General features: G+C 32.4%; 20 protein-coding genes, 1 tRNA gene and 1 pseudogene. 15 read left to right on the forward strand and 7 right to left on the reverse strand.

The window, feature by feature from the left end:
- Positions 1 to 22: 22 nt before the first annotated feature.
- Positions 23 to 532 (reverse strand): DUF456 domain-containing protein, encoded by a 510-nt coding sequence (locus EJA19_RS03010; RefSeq protein ID WP_125466856.1) that lies wholly within the window; start codon positions 530 to 532, stop codon positions 23 to 25.
- Positions 533 to 654: 122 nt separating this feature from the next.
- On the opposite strand from EJA19_RS03010, the gene EJA19_RS03015 reads away from it, so the two are divergent.
- The 4 genes from EJA19_RS03015 to EJA19_RS03030 all read left to right on the forward strand — a co-directional run bounded on the left by EJA19_RS03015 (position 655) and on the right by EJA19_RS03030 (position 4096).
- On the forward strand, positions 655 to 1014 hold the full coding sequence (locus EJA19_RS03015) for a BlaI/MecI/CopY family transcriptional regulator (protein WP_125466857.1): 360 nt from the start codon (positions 655 to 657) through the stop codon (positions 1012 to 1014).
- 2 nt (positions 1015 to 1016) lie between these two features.
- Positions 1017 to 2432, forward strand: a complete 1416-nt coding sequence (locus tag EJA19_RS03020; RefSeq protein WP_125466858.1) for a M56 family metallopeptidase — start codon at positions 1017 to 1019, stop codon at positions 2430 to 2432.
- Complete coding sequence (locus EJA19_RS03025; protein ID WP_125466859.1) at positions 2425 to 3555, forward strand: tetratricopeptide repeat protein; 1131 nt, start codon at positions 2425 to 2427, stop codon at positions 3553 to 3555. The genes EJA19_RS03020 and EJA19_RS03025 overlap by 8 nt, the downstream gene beginning before the upstream one ends.
- A 64-nt stretch (positions 3556 to 3619) precedes the next feature.
- Entirely contained in the window at positions 3620 to 4096 is a 477-nt protein-coding gene (locus tag EJA19_RS03030) for a hypothetical protein (protein WP_125466860.1), read from the forward strand.
- Here the strand turns inward: EJA19_RS03030 and EJA19_RS03035 are convergent.
- The 4 genes from EJA19_RS03035 to EJA19_RS03050 all read right to left on the reverse strand — a co-directional run bounded on the left by EJA19_RS03035 (position 4093) and on the right by EJA19_RS03050 (position 7890).
- Complete coding sequence (locus EJA19_RS03035) at positions 4093 to 4827, reverse strand: Bax inhibitor-1/YccA family protein (protein WP_125466861.1); 735 nt, start codon at positions 4825 to 4827, stop codon at positions 4093 to 4095. The genes EJA19_RS03030 and EJA19_RS03035 overlap by 4 nt on opposite strands.
- 1 nt (position 4828) lies before the next feature.
- Complete coding sequence (locus EJA19_RS03040) at positions 4829 to 5713, reverse strand: outer membrane beta-barrel protein (RefSeq protein WP_125466862.1); 885 nt, start codon at positions 5711 to 5713, stop codon at positions 4829 to 4831.
- Between the two features lie 80 nt (positions 5714 to 5793).
- Entirely contained in the window at positions 5794 to 6921 is a 1128-nt protein-coding gene (locus EJA19_RS03045) for a glycosyltransferase (RefSeq protein WP_125466863.1), read from the reverse strand.
- Positions 6922 to 7890 carry a lysylphosphatidylglycerol synthase domain-containing protein gene (locus EJA19_RS03050; RefSeq protein WP_125466864.1) on the reverse strand — a complete coding sequence of 323 codons (969 nt, stop codon included), beginning with the start codon at positions 7888 to 7890 and terminating at the stop codon, positions 6922 to 6924. It lies immediately after the preceding gene.
- A 35-nt stretch (positions 7891 to 7925) separates the two neighbouring features.
- Here EJA19_RS03050 and EJA19_RS03055 point away from each other — a divergent pair, with 35 nt between their 5' ends.
- From EJA19_RS03055 to EJA19_RS03100, 10 genes and pseudogenes are all read left to right on the forward strand, one after another.
- The gene (locus EJA19_RS03055) at positions 7926 to 8555 is read left to right on the forward strand and encodes an outer membrane beta-barrel protein (RefSeq protein WP_125466865.1); all 630 of its coding nucleotides are present in this window, start codon (positions 7926 to 7928) and stop codon (positions 8553 to 8555) included.
- Positions 8555 to 9112, forward strand: a complete 558-nt coding sequence (gene ruvC, locus EJA19_RS03060; protein WP_125466866.1) for a crossover junction endodeoxyribonuclease RuvC — start codon at positions 8555 to 8557, stop codon at positions 9110 to 9112. Before EJA19_RS03055 ends, ruvC begins: the two co-directional genes overlap by 1 nt.
- A gap of 10 nt (positions 9113 to 9122) precedes the next feature.
- Positions 9123 to 9468: pseudogene (locus tag EJA19_RS03065) on the forward strand (four helix bundle protein).
- Between the two features lie 77 nt (positions 9469 to 9545).
- A complete protein-coding gene (gene hemW / locus EJA19_RS03070; protein WP_125467134.1) occupies positions 9546 to 10685 on the forward strand; it encodes a radical SAM family heme chaperone HemW in 1140 nt (379 codons plus the stop codon).
- 14 nt (positions 10686 to 10699) lie between these two features.
- Positions 10700 to 11446, forward strand: a complete 747-nt coding sequence (locus EJA19_RS03075) for a cyclase family protein (RefSeq protein WP_125466867.1) — start codon at positions 10700 to 10702, stop codon at positions 11444 to 11446.
- A complete protein-coding gene (locus EJA19_RS03080) occupies positions 11447 to 11797 on the forward strand; it encodes a DUF4260 domain-containing protein (RefSeq protein WP_125466868.1) in 351 nt (116 codons plus the stop codon).
- Between the two features lie 2 nt (positions 11798 to 11799).
- Positions 11800 to 12420 (forward strand): DUF4230 domain-containing protein, encoded by a 621-nt coding sequence (locus EJA19_RS03085; RefSeq protein WP_125466869.1) that lies wholly within the window; start codon positions 11800 to 11802, stop codon positions 12418 to 12420.
- Positions 12417 to 12776: an MmcQ/YjbR family DNA-binding protein gene (locus tag EJA19_RS03090; RefSeq protein WP_125466870.1), complete on the forward strand. Its 360-nt coding sequence runs from the start codon at positions 12417 to 12419 to the stop codon at positions 12774 to 12776. The genes EJA19_RS03085 and EJA19_RS03090 overlap by 4 nt, the downstream gene beginning before the upstream one ends.
- 189 nt (positions 12777 to 12965) lie before the next feature.
- Positions 12966 to 13790 (forward strand): hypothetical protein, encoded by an 825-nt coding sequence (locus EJA19_RS03095; RefSeq protein ID WP_125466871.1) that lies wholly within the window; start codon positions 12966 to 12968, stop codon positions 13788 to 13790.
- Between the two features lie 103 nt (positions 13791 to 13893).
- Positions 13894 to 14472, forward strand: coding sequence for a PhnA domain-containing protein (locus EJA19_RS03100; RefSeq protein WP_125466872.1), 579 nt, complete (start codon positions 13894 to 13896; stop codon positions 14470 to 14472).
- Positions 14473 to 14474: 2 nt separating this feature from the next.
- On the opposite strand, the gene EJA19_RS03105 is transcribed toward EJA19_RS03100, so the two are convergent.
- Both EJA19_RS03105 and EJA19_RS03110 read right to left on the reverse strand, forming a co-directional pair.
- The gene (locus EJA19_RS03105) at positions 14475 to 14921 is read right to left on the reverse strand and encodes a YybH family protein (RefSeq protein ID WP_125466873.1); all 447 of its coding nucleotides are present in this window, start codon (positions 14919 to 14921) and stop codon (positions 14475 to 14477) included.
- A gap of 165 nt (positions 14922 to 15086) precedes the next feature.
- Positions 15087 to 16475, reverse strand: a complete 1389-nt coding sequence (locus EJA19_RS03110) for a dipeptidase (protein WP_125466874.1) — start codon at positions 16473 to 16475, stop codon at positions 15087 to 15089.
- 108 nt (positions 16476 to 16583) lie between these two features.
- Here EJA19_RS03110 and EJA19_RS03115 point away from each other — a divergent pair.
- Positions 16584 to 16665, forward strand: a tRNA-Leu gene (locus EJA19_RS03115).
- Positions 16666 to 16856: the final 191 nt, after the last annotated feature.

Here is a 16856-nt window from a genome sequence, read left to right on the forward strand (position 1 = left end):
AAAATTGCAAGGTTCTTCTTTTTTAGAAAGAGAAAATACGATCAAAATGCTTTACTAAAACTTTTATAAAAATTCCTAAGTAAACAATTGATAGGATAAATTTTAAAAATGTTCCTGTTAAAAAGCCTAAAAACGATCCAAAAGCTGCTTTGGTAGCTGTTTTAGAGTCCGATTTATTTATTAACTCTCCAATTAAAGCACCAACAAAAGGCCAAACAATAATACCAAACACCCCTAAAACAGGAAAAAATATAGCAACCAAAAGCCCTAGAGTAGTGCCAATAATACCTTTTCGGCTTCCGCCAAATCGTTTTGTTCCTATGGCAGGAATAATATAATCCAAAGCAAAAACAAATAAAGCAATAACAAGTGTTGTGCCCAAAACCCACCAATTATTCGCTACAGGTTTTGTAAGGTAAATCATAAGAAGCCCAATCCAACTTACTGGTGGTCCAGGTAAAACAGGTAAAAAACTTCCTAAAATGCCTAGGATTATAAATAAAAACCCAATAAAAGTAAGTACAATATCCATATACAATAGTTTATGTATAAGACGAAAATACAATATCTATGTTACATTTTTAACTAAAAAATTAGTTTAAACTAATTTTTTAGTTATATTTGCTTAATAGAACTAAACTCTTAGTTAATAAAATGAAACAACTTACCAAAGCAGAAGAAGAGATTATGCAAATTCTGTGGCAATTGCAAAAAGCCAATGTAAAACAGGTTATAGAGCAATTACCCGAACCAAAACCTGCTTACAATACAGTATCGACTATAATACGAATATTAGAAAGTAAAGGAATTGTGAGTCATGATAAAAAAGGAAAAGGTCATGTGTATTTTCCTGTACTAAAAAAGCAGGATTATAGTAATCAGAGTTTAAATACGTTGGTTGAAAATTATTTTCAAGGCTCTTTTAAAAGTATGGTCTCTTTCTTTGTAAAGAAAAACGATATTAGTTTAAGTGAATTGGAGTCTGTGTTAAAAGAAATTAATAAAACGGAGTAATCATGTTGCATTATATAGTTCAAATAATGGTTTACCAATTACTTTTTGTATTGGTATACGATGTTTTCTTAAAAAAAGAAACGTTTTTTAATTGGAACAGAGCTTATTTGTTAATAACAATGTTGCTTTCTTTTTTAATACCTGTTATAAAAATAAAATCATTTCAAACTGCTATAGCTAAGCAATACGCTGTTGCGTTGCCAGAAGTTTTTATAGGTAATAAAACACCTATAGTTTTAGGTGAAGTGGCTTTGGGAACTAGTCAAACTAATAGCTTTTCGTGGTCTTGGAGCTATTTGTTTGTTTTAGGAAGTGGGGTTATGTTTTTTATTTTTTTAAGTAAACTATTTAAAATAATCAACTTATACAGAAAAGGGGCTAAACAAAAAGTAAAGAAATTTACCATTGTTAAGCTAAGTGATAGCAATGCGGCATTTTCGTTTTTTAATGCCATTTTTATTGGCGATTTAGTCGAGCAACAAGAACGCGAAACCATATTACGACACGAGCTAGTTCATGCAAAGCAAAAACACTCTTTAGATATGGTGTTTTTTGAACTATTAAAGATTGTATTTTGGTTTAATCCTATGGTATATATCTGCCAGGACAGAATAAGTCATATACACGAATATATTGCCGATAAAGAATTAGCGGGTTACGAAGGTAAAAAACAGTATTATTTAAACTTATTATCAAAAATATTCGACACAAAAAAAATTACATTCATCAATACATTTTTTAAACAATCATTAATCAAAAAACGAATCGTTATGTTACAAAAATCAAAATCAAAACAAATTAAATTAGTTAAGTATGCACTTCTATTACCCGTTATAGTAAGTATGTTAATGTATTCTTCGTGTTCAAATGAAAATTTAAATAATCAAGAGCATAATAAAGAGGCCTCAATAATGGAAAATATTGACGCTTTAAAAGAGTCGATAGCTGCTAAAGGAGAAATGACACCAGAAGAAGAAAAAGCCTTTAAAGCTTTGGTGGTATTAATTTCAGATGAAGGCTTAAACCATGATTATTACGAAGAGGTATCAGAAACTATTGAAATTCCGTTTGGTGTTGTAGAAAATGTGCCTGTTTATCCAGGATGCGAATCTTTAGAGAGCAAGAATGAAATGATTAAGTGTATGCACGAAAACATTACAAAATTTGTAGGAGATAATTTCAATACGAAAGTTTCTAAAGGTCTTGGCTTAGAAGGAAACCAAAGAATTATGGTTGCCTTTAAAATTGACACACAAGGTAATATTAAGGAAGTAAAGGCAAGAGCACAACACAAAGCATTGCAAGAAGAAGCTGAAAGAGTTGTTAACCTGTTACCCAAAATGATACCAGGAGAACAAAAAGGTAAAAAAGTTACCGTGCCTTATATGCTACCAATAATGTTTGCATTAGATGAGTAGAGTATTGTTATTATGTTTACTAATATGTTTTAAAGCCGAAGCGCAAACTTCGGCTTTATCTGTAGCCGATAGCTTATATGCTCATGGCAAATATTCGCAAGCCATTACTGTTTACAAATCAGATACTTTAAACCCTGCAACCAATTTAAAAATAGCAAAGTCATACGAAGCCATTGGGAATTATGACAAAGCCTTAAAATATTACCAAAAAGGACTTACAAAGCATAATCTGCTATCGCGGTTTAACTACGTTAAATTATTATTTAAAACCAAGCAATACACGTTAGCAAAATCGCAACTAGAAGCCTTAATAGCATTGGATAGTGTAAACCCTAATTACCATTATCAATTAGGTGTAATTCTTGAGGCTACAAACGATACAACAGCAATTAATAAGTATCAAACAGCTTATAAATTAGATTCTACGCATCAAAAAGCCATCTATAAAATTGCGCGTGAGTTGGTTAAAACAAGACAGTTTGATAAAGCTAATAAGGTTATAGATGAAGGTTTAATGGAATATGCTAATAATATTAGTCTTATAAGTTTAAAAGCACAGAATTTATATTATAAAGAGTATTACGAACAGGCGCAACAATGGTTTCATAAGCTTTTGGATTTAGGCGAGCAATCCGAATTTATTTATGAAAAACTCAGTTTATGTTATGCTAAAAACTTTCATTATAAAGAAGCAATAACATATAGACAGAAGACTTTAAAGTACAACCCCCAAAACGCCAACGCTATGTTTGTAATAGGAAGTTATTATGAACAATTACAAGATTATGAAAATGCCAAAAAATATATAGAACAAGCGTTGTTAATTAAAGATCAGCCGTTGGATTTTGAATATCAAAAATTAGCCATGGTATATAACCGATTAAAAAAATATGACAAAGCTATTGATGCCTATAAAAAAGCTATCAAAGAAGATCCAGACAGGGTTGATATTCATTTTTTTATGCTTCTGTCCAAAGAAAGGTACTATGCAGATATAGATGCAAAAATTAAATTATATGAAGACTTTATAAAGCGATTTCCAAATGAAAAGAACTTTGTGAGAATAGCCAATAGGAGGTTACAAGAATTAAAAGAAGAAAAGTTTATGTCTGAAACAGATTAGCCTCATTTAAATATTTCTTCTTAGACAGCCAAAAAAATTGTACTTTTCGCTTTCATAAAGGTTTATGAGAAAGTTAATCGTAATTTTGTGGGGTTTAAGTATAACATCTTGCAACTATTTTGATGTTAAAAAAACATCTACTGAAACCATTTTAAATGAAGAATTAAAAACATTTAATTGGAAAGATGTAGATGAATATCCGTCGTTTTCATCTTGCGACAATGCCTTTCAAAAAGAGGAACGAAAAAAGTGTTTTACGCAAACACTTATAAATACTATATCCAACCAGTTAGCGCATCAAAATATTGTGGTTACAGAAGATGTTGCCGATACAGTTGTCATGCGTTTACAAGTTACTTATAAGGGAGAATTAAACGTGTTAAGTATTAAAGCCGATTCTTTAACATACCAACAAATTCCAAAAATAGATAGCTTATTAACAAGCACCTTAAATGCACTGCCAAAAATTTATCCAGCGGTAAAACGATCGCAACAAGTAACTACCCAATTTGATTTACCTATAATTGTAGAGGTTAACTAAAACCTAATAGCAAGCTTTTTCATCAGCCTTAAAATTTCTACGTAAAGCCAAATTAAGGTTACTAATAAGCCCCAAGTAGCAAACCATTCTTTATACTTTGGCGCTTTGTTTTTATGGCGTTCTATAAAATCGTAATCTAAAAGTAAGGATAACGAGGCTACAATTGCCGCCAGAATATTAAAAATGATAGCAATCCAAGAGGTTCCCCAAATAAAGGTTTTAATACCAAAAAAACTTAAAATAAAAGAGATGATATAAACAACAAAAATACTAGCCGCAGATGTAATAATAACACTCCTAAATGTTTTGGTAACTACAATAAGTCTTGTTTGATAAAGAATAAGTGTTACAAAAAAAGTTACAATAGTAACCCCGATAGCTTGATAGGGCATTTCGGGAAACTTAACTTTAATATAAGCAGAAAAACCGCCTAAAAAACAGCCTTTGGTAATTGTGTAAAGAGGTACTAAAATATGTGCCCAATGTTGCTTGTAGGATAAAATAACACTTATAATAACCGATCCAATAATGCCGCCATAGGTAAACCAGCTTACATCAACTCCCTGTTCATGAAGTTTCCATACGCCAAGGGTAACTCCCATAATAGCCAAAATACATAACATAGATTTTATAAAAATCCCTCTAACGGTCATTTTAGAAGTGTCTTTATTATTATCGTTCCAGAAATAAGGTGTAAAAGCTGGGTTTGAGGTTTTTAGGTTTAAAGCCATATTAAAGAATCATCTTAAAGCCTAAAGAAACGTCTGTCGAAAAATTGTCTGGACTGTCTAAAAATATAGCAACAAGTCTGTTGTAATTTAAAGAAATAAAAGCACGACTACTTATACGGTACTCTCCACCAATTCCAAAAATAAAAGGCGCATCAAAAATGGTTTCATGATCACTAGTGCTAACTAATTGCGAATTGTTATTCTCGTAAGTATATGTGACTTTATTGAAACTTAGCGTTGCAAATTTAACATTGGCATAAACGCCTAATTTGGATGTACTAACAAAGCGATACCTATAGCCAAGTGATAATTCGGTGCTAGAGTATTTTAGTTCGTCGTTTTCTAAAGCATGACGTAATTGAAAAAAACCAGAATGTCTCGGATTTTCTTTACTGGAAATAACTTCTAATTCAGCACCAAATATAGGCGACAGCTTATTGTTAGGGTTCTCAACAAACGGGAAGTTAGTTAGTCCGCCTAAAACACCCAATCGTAACTGTGGTTCTGCTTTTTTAACAACCGATTGATAGGATACATCGGAAGTGCCGTTGTATAAATCGATAACTTTTTTTAAACTAGGAAGTGTAAGATCAACATTGTCAACCGAAACATTATAGCCGCTATCCATAATGCTGTTTAAAGTTGCTTTATATTCTTCTTGATATTTTTTATTGCTGTCTTTCGTATTTTTTAACTCGGTTATTGCGCCATCTTGAGTTCTAACAAAATAACGATATTGCCCATCAATAACATTCCAAAGTAAGTCTAAATTACCTTCAACTTCGGTTTTCAATTCTAGAGTCTCCCCATCAACAGTATAGGTTTCTTGAGCTTGACTAGCATAAACGCTAAGAGTAAAAACAAAAGCAAGTATAATGTGTTTCATAAAAGGCGTGATTTAGGTTTTAAATAAAGTAAAAACAATAGCTTTTTTAGTAAAGCTAACAAAAATAAACGAGAGTGAGTTTATTTTTTAAAGGTTCTTCCTTTCCATTTATAACTTGATAAAGTAGCAGAAATAGCCACAAAAACAGAGGTGAAAGGATATAAAAAAACACTAATAATGTATGTTGTAAAACTAAAAGACTGATTAAAAAACCGAGCCGTTTTAGCAATAAGTAAATAATCAATCAATCCTTTAATTAAGAAGAAACATAGCAGTAGTTTAAAATTAAAATGTCCTGCTAGCCCCATAACTGAAAAACCGACTAAAATACCATTAGTAAGCAATACAATTATTCCTGTTGATTTAGCAAAATTATTAGAATAATGTGTCGATTTTGAAGCCCAACGTAAACGCTGCTGAAAGTAAGCTATAAAAGAGCTTTCGGTTTTAGTGCTAACAATTGCCTTGGTGCTTTTTAAGTAAAAAACACCATTAGGGAATTGCTTTAAAGCATTTTCCAAAAGAAAAATATCGTCGCCACTAGCAATATTGTTGTTGCTTGAAAATCCATTAACCTTAAAAAAAACAGTTTTTTGATAGGCTAAATTAGCACCATTAGCCATAAAAGGTTGTTTTATCCCAAAACCACCCATGGTTGCACCTTGAAGGCTTAAAACATCTAAAAGTTGAAAATAGTTAAAAAACGTAGTTGTGTTGTGCAATGTTACAGGAGCAACAATAACTTTTGGCGCTTTTTCTGCTATAAACGAATTAAAACAATTCAACCAAGAATTGGGTAAAACGCAGTCGGCATCGGTTGTGATTATCCAAGAATATTTAGCAACCGCAATAGCTGTGGTGATGGCATCCTTTTTAGGTGAGTTGGAAGTTCTTTTGTTATTTAAAATGGTGAAATTGATAGTAGTATTTTTTAAATGCTCTTGAATTAATTTAACAGAGTTGTCTTCAGAAGCATCATCAACAAAAAGGATTTCAAAATGCAATCTTGAATACTTTAAAGCCTTTATTGATTCCAGAAGAAAAGGCAAATCTTTGTCTTCGTTTCTAAAAGGAATGATTACCGAAAAGGTGTTTTTTGCAGAAATGTCTTTATAAAAGAAAATAGGTGTTTTATTAAATCCAATAATAAAACTACCTAGTAAACCTAGATAGAAAATTACAATTACAATAGCAAAAACACTTAACATTTAATCAGATTCAGGGAGTTTAAAGTTTAATACATAATAACTTCCAAAAACACTAGGAAGTGCAAAATTAAGTAGCCACATTAGCATTACAGTACTAAGAATAATAAACTCGTTTACACCAACGCTAGTAAATAAATAAACGGCAACACTTCCTTTTATAACCACATCAAAAATAGAAATAGAAGGAATAATGGAAGCCAATAAATACATACTTGAAATAACTATCATAGCATTAGGATAAGATATATTAACCCCAAAAATGATCAAAATCCAATAAAATTGAAACGAAAAAACAGCATAACGCAATAACGAAAAAGCACTAGCCTTATAAATATTGTTTTTAGGATAGTCTTTAAAAAACGCTTTGATTTTTGAAAATGACTGTCCCTTTATTTTTAAAGGGTATTGTTTTAAGCCAAAACCAATCATAACACTTATTAAAATAATAATGGTTAGAAACCGCAAGACTTTTTTTAGGTTAAAATCGATATCATAGTTTAACAAAAATAAAGTCAGTCCAATACAACCAAGAATTGTAGTAACCCCCATTTGAGTTATATTTCCTAAAAGGTTTATTAAAACTACACGTTTTCTAAGAGGCGGTTTAAAATATAAAACCTTAGCGCCATATTCGCCAATTCTATTTGGGGTAAATAACGATGCTGTTAAAGCACCAAGTGTTTGTTGGGTAGCATTTTTTATTGAAATTTGTTTAATAGGGATTACAAGAGTTTGCCATTTTAAAACATCTAAAAACCAGTTTATACTACTTAAAAATACTAAAAAAGCCATGTGTTTTACAGTAAATACACCATGCTGCTCTAAATAATTAATAAAAGTATGATAGCTTAAGTCGTTATTTAATGTTATTTTTTGATAGATAAAATAAAAAGCCCCAACAACAATACTTAATTTAATAAGTACAATAAAGAATTGCTTAGTTTTGTATGAAAGTGCTCCAAAGCGCATACTGCAAAATAAACCATTTTAACAATATGAATTTAATGACAAGGACGAATAAAAAAATATTAAGCTTAAGCCTATTTATTTTAATAACTGCATTTGGGTTTTCGCAAAGAACAACAAGTAAGTGGAAAGCGCAATTAGCTTTAGGTGTTAATAGTCCTTCGCAGTCAGGTTTTGTTTATGGTTTTGAAGGAAAATCTATTAATTTTCCTACGGTTAATTTAGGAATCCAGCATATGTTTAAACGTCAAATAGGCGCTAAATTAGATTATGGGTTTAATAGAATTTCAAATCAAGATAATACACCAGAATTCAAATTAAACTATTCAAGAATTAATGCACAGTTTGTTTACGATCCCACGCCCAGTTTACATTTTTTGCCTTTTAGAATGGGCGTTGTAACCCATGCTGGCCCAGGATTTTCATTTGTAAAACCTTTAAGTGTTTATACAGATAATAATACGTCTTTTTTTAATGTTATGGCTGGCTTAGAAATACATTATGGTATTACAGAACGCTTGTCTATTTACACCGATGTATCTTATATTTATGGTGTATCGAAAGATTTTGACCTGCCTGCTGAAGGCTATGGTAGTTTTAATGGAAATTTACTAACAATCACAGCGGGAGTTACCTTTTCGCTTAGTGGTTGCCAATATTGCGATTAATGAAGAAAGAAAAAATTATTTTAGGAATTGATCCAGGAACAACTATTATGGGGTTTGGGCTCATAAAAGTTGTTGGAAAATCGATGACGTTTTTACAGCTTAATGAATTAGATCTAAAAAAGTACAAAGATCATTACTTAAAACTGAAATATATTTTTGAGCGCACAGTAGAATTAATAGACACTCATCATCCTGATGAGATAGCTATTGAAGCACCTTTTTTTGGGAAAAACGTGCAAAGTATGCTTAAACTAGGACGTGCTCAAGGGGTTGCCATGGCGGCAGGTTTATCTAGAGAAATTCCAGTAACAGAGTATTCACCTAAAAAAATTAAAATGGCCATAACAGGCAATGGAAATGCTAGTAAAGAGCAAGTGGCAAGAATGTTACAAAGTACTTTAGGATTAAAAAGTTTGCCTAAAAATTTAGATTCAACCGATGGATTGGCCGCAGCTGTTTGTCACTTTTATAATGAAGGTCGCGTTGAGGTTGGTAAAAGTTATAGTGGTTGGGCTAGTTTTGTAAAGCAGAATGAGCATAAAATCAATAAACAATAAACAATTATCAATGAATAAAGAAAATCCTTTATCTGATAAATCATATAGTTTAGCTCTTAAAATTATTACACTTTACAAGGAATTATCAATTAAGCAAAAAGAGTATGTTCTTTCTAAACAGTTATTACGTTGCGGTACATCAATAGGAGCAAATGTTGCTGAAGCTAATGGAGCAATTTCAAAAGCAGATTTTTTCCATCGCTTACAAAGAAAGTTTAGAAGCCAAATATTGGCTAAATTTACTGAAAGATTCAATGTATATATCAGAGAAAGTATTTAGTGAACTCTACGAACAAACAGATGAAATTTCTAAAATATTATTTTCAATTTTAAAGAAAACACGTATAAATAAGTAATTTTGCTAATTGCTAATTGCTAATTGCTAATTGCTAATTGCTAATTGCTAATTGCTAATTGCTAATTGCTAATTGTATTGTCTGGTATTTACATCCATATCCCGTTTTGTAAGCAAGCCTGTTATTATTGCGATTTTCATTTTTCAACCTTATTAAAGAAGAAAGATGATTTACTTTCTGCGTTAAAATTAGAGTTACAACGTCGAAAAGGTGAACTTGCAAGTCAAACTATAGAGACTATTTATTTTGGAGGCGGAACACCATCGTTATTAAGTGATAATGAGATACAAGGTTTAATTTCTGAAATTTATAATAACTACCAAGTAGCCAAAAACCCCGAAATTACGTTAGAAGCTAACCCAGACGATTTAACTAAACCCAAAATTTTAGAGCTTGCCAAAAGTCCTGTAAATAGATTAAGCATTGGTATTCAATCCTTTTTTGAAGATGACTTAAAGCAAATGAATCGTGCCCATTCCTCTCAAGAAGCTAAAGCGTGTTTGGAAGAGGCAATAAAATATTTCGATAACATTACTATCGATTTAATTTATGGTATTCCTAACATGAGTTTAGAAAAGTGGAACACCAATTTGCAAACAGCATTTCAGTATGGTGTAAATCATATTTCAAGTTACGCTTTAACTGTTGAACCAAAAACAGCTTTAGAAACGTTTATAAAAAAAGGACAATATCCACCCATGGACGATGCTTTGGCGCAGCAGCATTTTAATCATTTGGTTAACGAAACACAAAAGCAAGGATTTGTACATTACGAGATTTCTAACTTTGGGAAACCACATTACTTTTCTAAACACAACACCAGTTACTGGCAAGGAAAGCCATATTTAGGCATCGGGCCATCGGCACATTCTTTTATAGGGCAAACGCGAAGTTGGAACGTCGCTAATAACTCAAAATACATTAAAAGTATTCAAGAAAAAATATTGCCAAGTACTTTGGAAGAGTTAAGTAGTAAAGATGCTTACAACGAGTATATCATGACAGGATTGCGTACTATTTGGGGTGTATCCTTAAATAAAATTGAAACCGATTTTGGTGTAAGCTTTAAAACATATTTACTTGCCGAAGCTCAAAAATTTATCGACAAAAAATTATTAGAAATAGATGATAGCGAAACAGCATCTTTAAAGTTAAAAACCACGTTAAAAGGACAATTTTTAGCCGATGGAATCGCTGCAGAGCTATTTATGATTTAGTATATTTGATTACTATGAAAGCAACAATACAATATAACTCCAGAAAACTTCAAATAGATCTAGCAAAACCTTTAGATATATCCATACCTGTAAAAGCACCAAATGCTGTAAAAGCATGGTATGTTCAGGATCCTAAGATTGCTCCTGTAGTTATGGATAAATGGGTAGGAAGTGTAAAAGAAGGCGCTTCGGTAAATTTTAACACAATTACGTTTAATCCACATAGTCATGGTACGCACACAGAATGTGTGGGGCATATTACCAAAAAAAACGAATCTATAAATAAGAGTTTAAAAAAGTTTTTTGTCCTAGCTGAAGTTGTTACAGTAGCACCAGAAAAAAAGGAGGGTGATTTTGTGATTTCAAAAAAGCAAGTACAATTTGCCTTAGGTAATAAAAAGCGTGATGCAATTATTATTAGAACTATACCTAATACAACAGAAAAGCTAAGTAAAGAATACTCCAACACAAACCCTACATATTTATTGCCAGAAGTTGCCGTTTATCTTCGTGAAAAAGGCATTAAGCATTTATTGGTAGATTTACCAAGTGTAGATAAAGAAAAAGACGACGGTAAACTCATGTCTCATAAAGCATTTTGGAATGTAGATGGTAAGATTAGAAAAGATGCTACAATAACCGAATTGGTTTTTGTGCCAAATAAAGTTACCGATGGTGAGTATTTTTTAGATTTACAAGTAGCACCCATAGAAAACGATGCAGCACCTAGTCGTCCTGTATTATATCAAATAATCGATTAAATGAAAACAACTATAAAAATAGAAGAACTGTTTATGCTTATTTTAAGCATTTACATGTTTTCAATCTTGCCTTTTTCTTGGTGGTGGTTTTTAGTGCTAATTCTATTACCAGATATAGGTATGTTGGGTTATTTAGTAAATACAAAAGTTGGTGCTGTATGTTATAATATTTGTCATCATAAAGGTATTGCAATCGCCATTTATTTATTGGGTATTTGGTGGCATAGTGACGTGCTTAGGTTAGTAGGTGTCATAATATTTGGACACGCATCTTTAGATAGAATATTTGGCTACGGCTTAAAATACTTAGATAATTTTAAACATACCCATTTAGGCAAAATAGGACGATAATCATGGAGATCTTTATAGGACTTATTATAGGAATATTGGTGTCGATGGCTGTGCTTTGGTTTTTTCAAAAAAAACGAGCTAAAGTAAAGGCGCATACGCAGTCGGTAATTTTATTAGATAAAATAAAAAAAGTATATAAGTTTATTACTGTTGAAGGCGATTTTGCCGAAATTTATCATTACGAGAACACTAAAGACCGCTTTTTAAGTTTAATAAGCAGTAAAAAGAAAGCCTTAATCGTTATTAACGCTAAAGCACAAATAGGCTACGATTTTTCTAAAGTATCGTTAACAGCTAACGAAAAGCAGAAAACTATAGTTTTAGGTGTTTTTCCACAACCAGAAGTGTTAAGTATTCAAACCGATTTAAACTATTATGACAAAACAGACGGTATGTTTAATAAATTTGAAGCGTCCGATTTAACCGAATTAAACAAAGAGGCTAAACAGCATATCCTTGATAAAATTCCTGAAAGCGGATTGTTTCAAGTAGCACAAAAAGAAGCTTTAGAAGCTATAGCGTTAATCGAAAATATTGTGCAAACTATTGGCTGGAAGCTAGATTATTCAGCATTGGAGTTAGATGATGCTGCTGCTAAATTAATCGATAAAACAAAACAATGAACATAGAGCAACTTTACCAATACTGTCATAATAAAAAAGCAGTTACAGAGCACTTCCCGTTCGACGAAGATACCTTGGTGTTTAAAGTTGCTGGAAAAATGTTTTTGTTAACCTCTATAAAAAATTGGGAAGCTGGCACACCAGCCTTAAATTTAAAATGTGACCCCGACTATGCCCAAGAACTTCGCACACAATACGAAAGTGTGCAGCCAGGTTATCATATGAATAAAACCCACTGGAATACCGTTAGCTTGTATAAAGATTTACCACCAGCATTAATCCCAAAATTAATCGATCATTCTTACAATTTAATTATTGAAAGTCTTCCCAAAAAAGTAAGAAATAAGTTACAGTAATGTTTTTTAAATTATATTTAAGTTGTAGTTGATTGATAATCAAAAACTTATTTGTATATTAGCGATTCCTTAGAGTAATTACTTCACCTAAAGTAAACATAGCGTTTTACCCCAAAATTCAGGTTGTCCCAAGGCAAATTTAGTATCGAAGATTAAACATTTATACTAACCTTAATTTGATTTGTAATTATGAAAACAAACAACCGAATTTTAATTGTAATGGTGTGCTTACTATTACTGTTTACAGCACCTGTCTTGTCGCAAGATGAACAAGAAAGACCAACGTATGTTGTTGTAACAACAATGCATTGGAATTTAGATTATGAAGATTTTGATAAAGCTAAATGGATAGCTACAGAAAAAGAGTTTTTTGATAAAGTAATTAAAAAAAACGACCATATTGTTTCTGCAGGCATTTATACCCATTTGTTATCTGATGATAATAGCGAACTACTTTATGTGCAAGTATACAATACTTGGAATGATATTGATTTAGCTGCAAAAAAGAATCAAGAACTTGCCGAATCTGCTTGGCCTGATGAAAGCAAAAGAGAAGCCTTTTTTAACAAGCAAAATGCTTATTATGCACCAATGCATTCAGATGAAATTTATGCTACCATGGATCATGCAAAACTATTTCAAGGAGATTTTAACGATGATATGGTAGTCTATGTTAGAAAAAATCATTTTGATTTTCCTGAGGATGGCAGTATAGAAGAGTTTAATAGCATGAATACAGAATTTATTAAAAATGTTATTCATAAAAACGAATACATTAAGGGATACTATCCGCATTCGCATGCCTATGGTGCTAATAGCACAGATTTTATTGAAGGATTTTATCTAAATTCTATGTCGGATTTAGAAAAGATGTTTGAGCGAAACCAAGAGCTAATCGAGGCTCATTGGAGTAGCGAAGCGAAACAAAAAGAATTTGCAAAAGTAGCCAGTAAGTATTTTACAGGAAAACACAGCGATGCTGTATATGCTGTTATTCCAGAGTTAAGAAAATAGATTAACTATCTAACCAGAAGAGGCATCCAAATATTATATTTTGGGTGCTTTTTTGCTTTAAAAAACTCAAGAAAATGTACTTTTGTGTCATAATTAAACTATCATGCAAATTTTACAAACTCTTCAAGAACGCAGCGATAACTCATGCGAGTTGTGCGGCTCAAAAGAACATTTATCACAATATACTATTCCACCATCTTTAAATGAAACAGTTGATAACAGCTTATTGGTTTGTCAAACCTGTTTAAATCAAATTAATGAAAATGAAGAGATGGATGCTAACCATTGGCGCTGTCTTAACGATAGTATGTGGAGCCAGTATGTAGCCGTTCAAATTATGGCTTGGCGTATGTTGCAGCGTTTACGTGCCGAAGGTTGGCCACAAGATTTATTAGGCATGATGTATTTAGACGATGAAGCATTAGCGTTAGCCAAAGCAACAGGTGAGGATAAAGACGACTCCGAAAAAATTATACATCGAGATAGTAATGGGGTTATTTTAGAGGCTGGCGATTCGGTAGTTTTAATAAAAGACTTAAAAGTAAAAGGCTCTAGCATGGTAGCTAAACAAGGAACTGCTGTAAGAAATATCCGTTTAGATCATGAGAATGCCGAATATATTGAGGGTAAAGTCGATGGTCAAAACATTGTGATTATTACAAAATTTGTAAAGAAAACATAAGCTTAGCAAGACATATCGGCAACAATTTTCCATTTGCCGTTAATCTTTTTAAATATAATAAGAAATACACCATTGGCATTGCCAACAGGACGCGTTAAATGGTATTCCCCCATAACATAATAACTATTGTCCTCTATTGGGGTTATAGTATTAATTACAAATTTTAACGTACCGCTTTCTGCTTTTGTAGGATACCCTTTTTTATAATTATTCAGGGTATTTTCCCAACCATAAGTAATGCCTTGGCTACCATAAAACTTCAGCGAGTCGCTTTTCCAATATCCTTGCATAAAACCTTCTAGATTATGATTGTTCCATGCTTTTTCTTGGGCTTTCATAACGCTTAAAATATTAGCTTTAATAGTTGCTTGCTTGTTATTGTTATCAGGATTTTGTCCAAGAGATATTGATGCGTAGAAAATGCATAAAAAAACAAAGAATGGTTTCATAATAAACGTTATTTAGACCCTTAAGTTACAAAATCTGTAATGTTGTACATGATTGAAGCAAAAAAGCCTCGATTTTTCGAGGCTTTTTTCTGTGTTAGCGATTGAAGCTAACTACCTTGTAGTGCGTAAAGCGCGACCGCCATTTTTGGCGGGAACACCCAAATATTAATTATTTAGCTCGGTAAAATATTTATAAAACCAAGGAATAGTTTCAATGCCTTTTAAATAGTTCCAAACACCAAAATGTTCGTTAGGCGAATGGATAGCATCGCTATCTAAACCAAAGCCCATTAATATGGTTTTGCTTTTTAATTCTTGTTCGAATAAGGAAACAATAGGAATACTTCCACCGCTACGTTGTGGTATTGGTGTTTTGCCAAAGGTTTTTTCGTAAGCTTTGCTTGCTGCTTGGTACCCTTTGCTGTCTATTGGCGTTACGTAGCCTTGCCCACCGTGATGAGGGTTAACTTTAACTCTTACGCCTTTTGGTGCAATATTTTCGAAGTGTGTTTTAAACAGTTGAGTAATCTCTTGCCAATCTTGATTAGGGACTAGTCGCATAGATATTTTGGCGAAAGCTTTACTTGGTAATACTGTTTTTGCACCTTCGCCAATGTAGCCTCCCCAAATACCATTAACATCTAATGTTGGGCGAATGGAGTTGCGCTCGTTGGTTGAAAATCCTTCTTCACCATAAACAGCATCAATGTCGATAGATGCTTTGTATTTGTCTAAAGAAAATGGTGCTTCGGCCATTTTAGCGCGTTCTTCATTGCTAAGTTCTTCTACCTTATCATAAAATCCTGGAATAGTAATATGATTATTCTCATCGTGTAAAGAGGCAATCATTTTACTTAAAATATTAATAGGGTTGGCTACGGCGCCACCGTAAAGTCCTGAATGTAAATCGCGATTTGGTCCTGTAACTTCAACTTCAACATAGCTTAAACCACGAAGTCCTGTGGTAATAGAGGGTACATCTTTAGCAATCATACCCGTATCGGAAATTAAAATGACATCGTTTTGTAACTTGTCTCTATTGGCTTTTATAAAATCGGCTAGATGCTCGCTACCTACTTCTTCTTCGCCTTCAATCATGAATTTTACATTACATGGCAGTTTTTGTTCTTTTACCATGTACTCTAAAGCTTTAACGTGCATATACATTTGCCCTTTGTCATCGCAAGCGCCACGAGCAAAAATAGCACCTTCAGGATGTCTGTCTGTTGGCTTTATAATAGGATTAAAAGGTTCGGAGTCCCATAAGTCCATAGGATCTGGTGGTTGTACATCGTAATGCCCATATACTAAAACTGTAGGTAGATTTTTGTCGATTATTTTTTCGCCATAAACTACGGGGTGTCCTTTTGTAGGATGAATTTCAACAACATCGCAACCGGCTAATTCTAATTGTGTTTTTACTGCTTCGGCAGTGGTTTTCACATCGTTTTTATAAGCAGAATCGGCGCTAATAGACGGAATTTTAAGCAAGTCGATTAACTCGTTTAAAAAACGCTCTTTGTTGGTTTCTATATAAGAAGTTATACTGTCCATATTGATATTTTGTGTTTGTTTCAAAGGTACGAAATAGCTAAGACTTAATTTCGTAAGTATTTGTTGTTTGTATATAAAAAGAATGTGTATATTTGCATCCACAATTTTGCGGATGTGGTGGAATTGGTAGACACGCTAGACTTAGGATCTAGTGCCGCGAGGCGTGGGGGTTCGACTCCCTTCATCCGCACTTAAAAAACCTCTCAATTTTTTGAGAGGTTTTTTTATGCCTAAAAACTAAGTGAGTTGTTTTAAGTCTATCTTCTGTAAGATGTTAATTGTTTTGGGGTTATTGATGATTTTTTAAATTTATGCTTAAAAGTCACAGTTGTTATTTTTGTTTTTATGATCTTTATTTAATTTTTAAAAAAGTTTATTTGT

Origin of the sequence: Mangrovimonas spongiae (genome assembly GCF_003944795.1) — a bacterium.
GTDB classification, from domain to species: Bacteria; Bacteroidota; Bacteroidia; order Flavobacteriales; family Flavobacteriaceae; genus Mangrovimonas; species Mangrovimonas spongiae.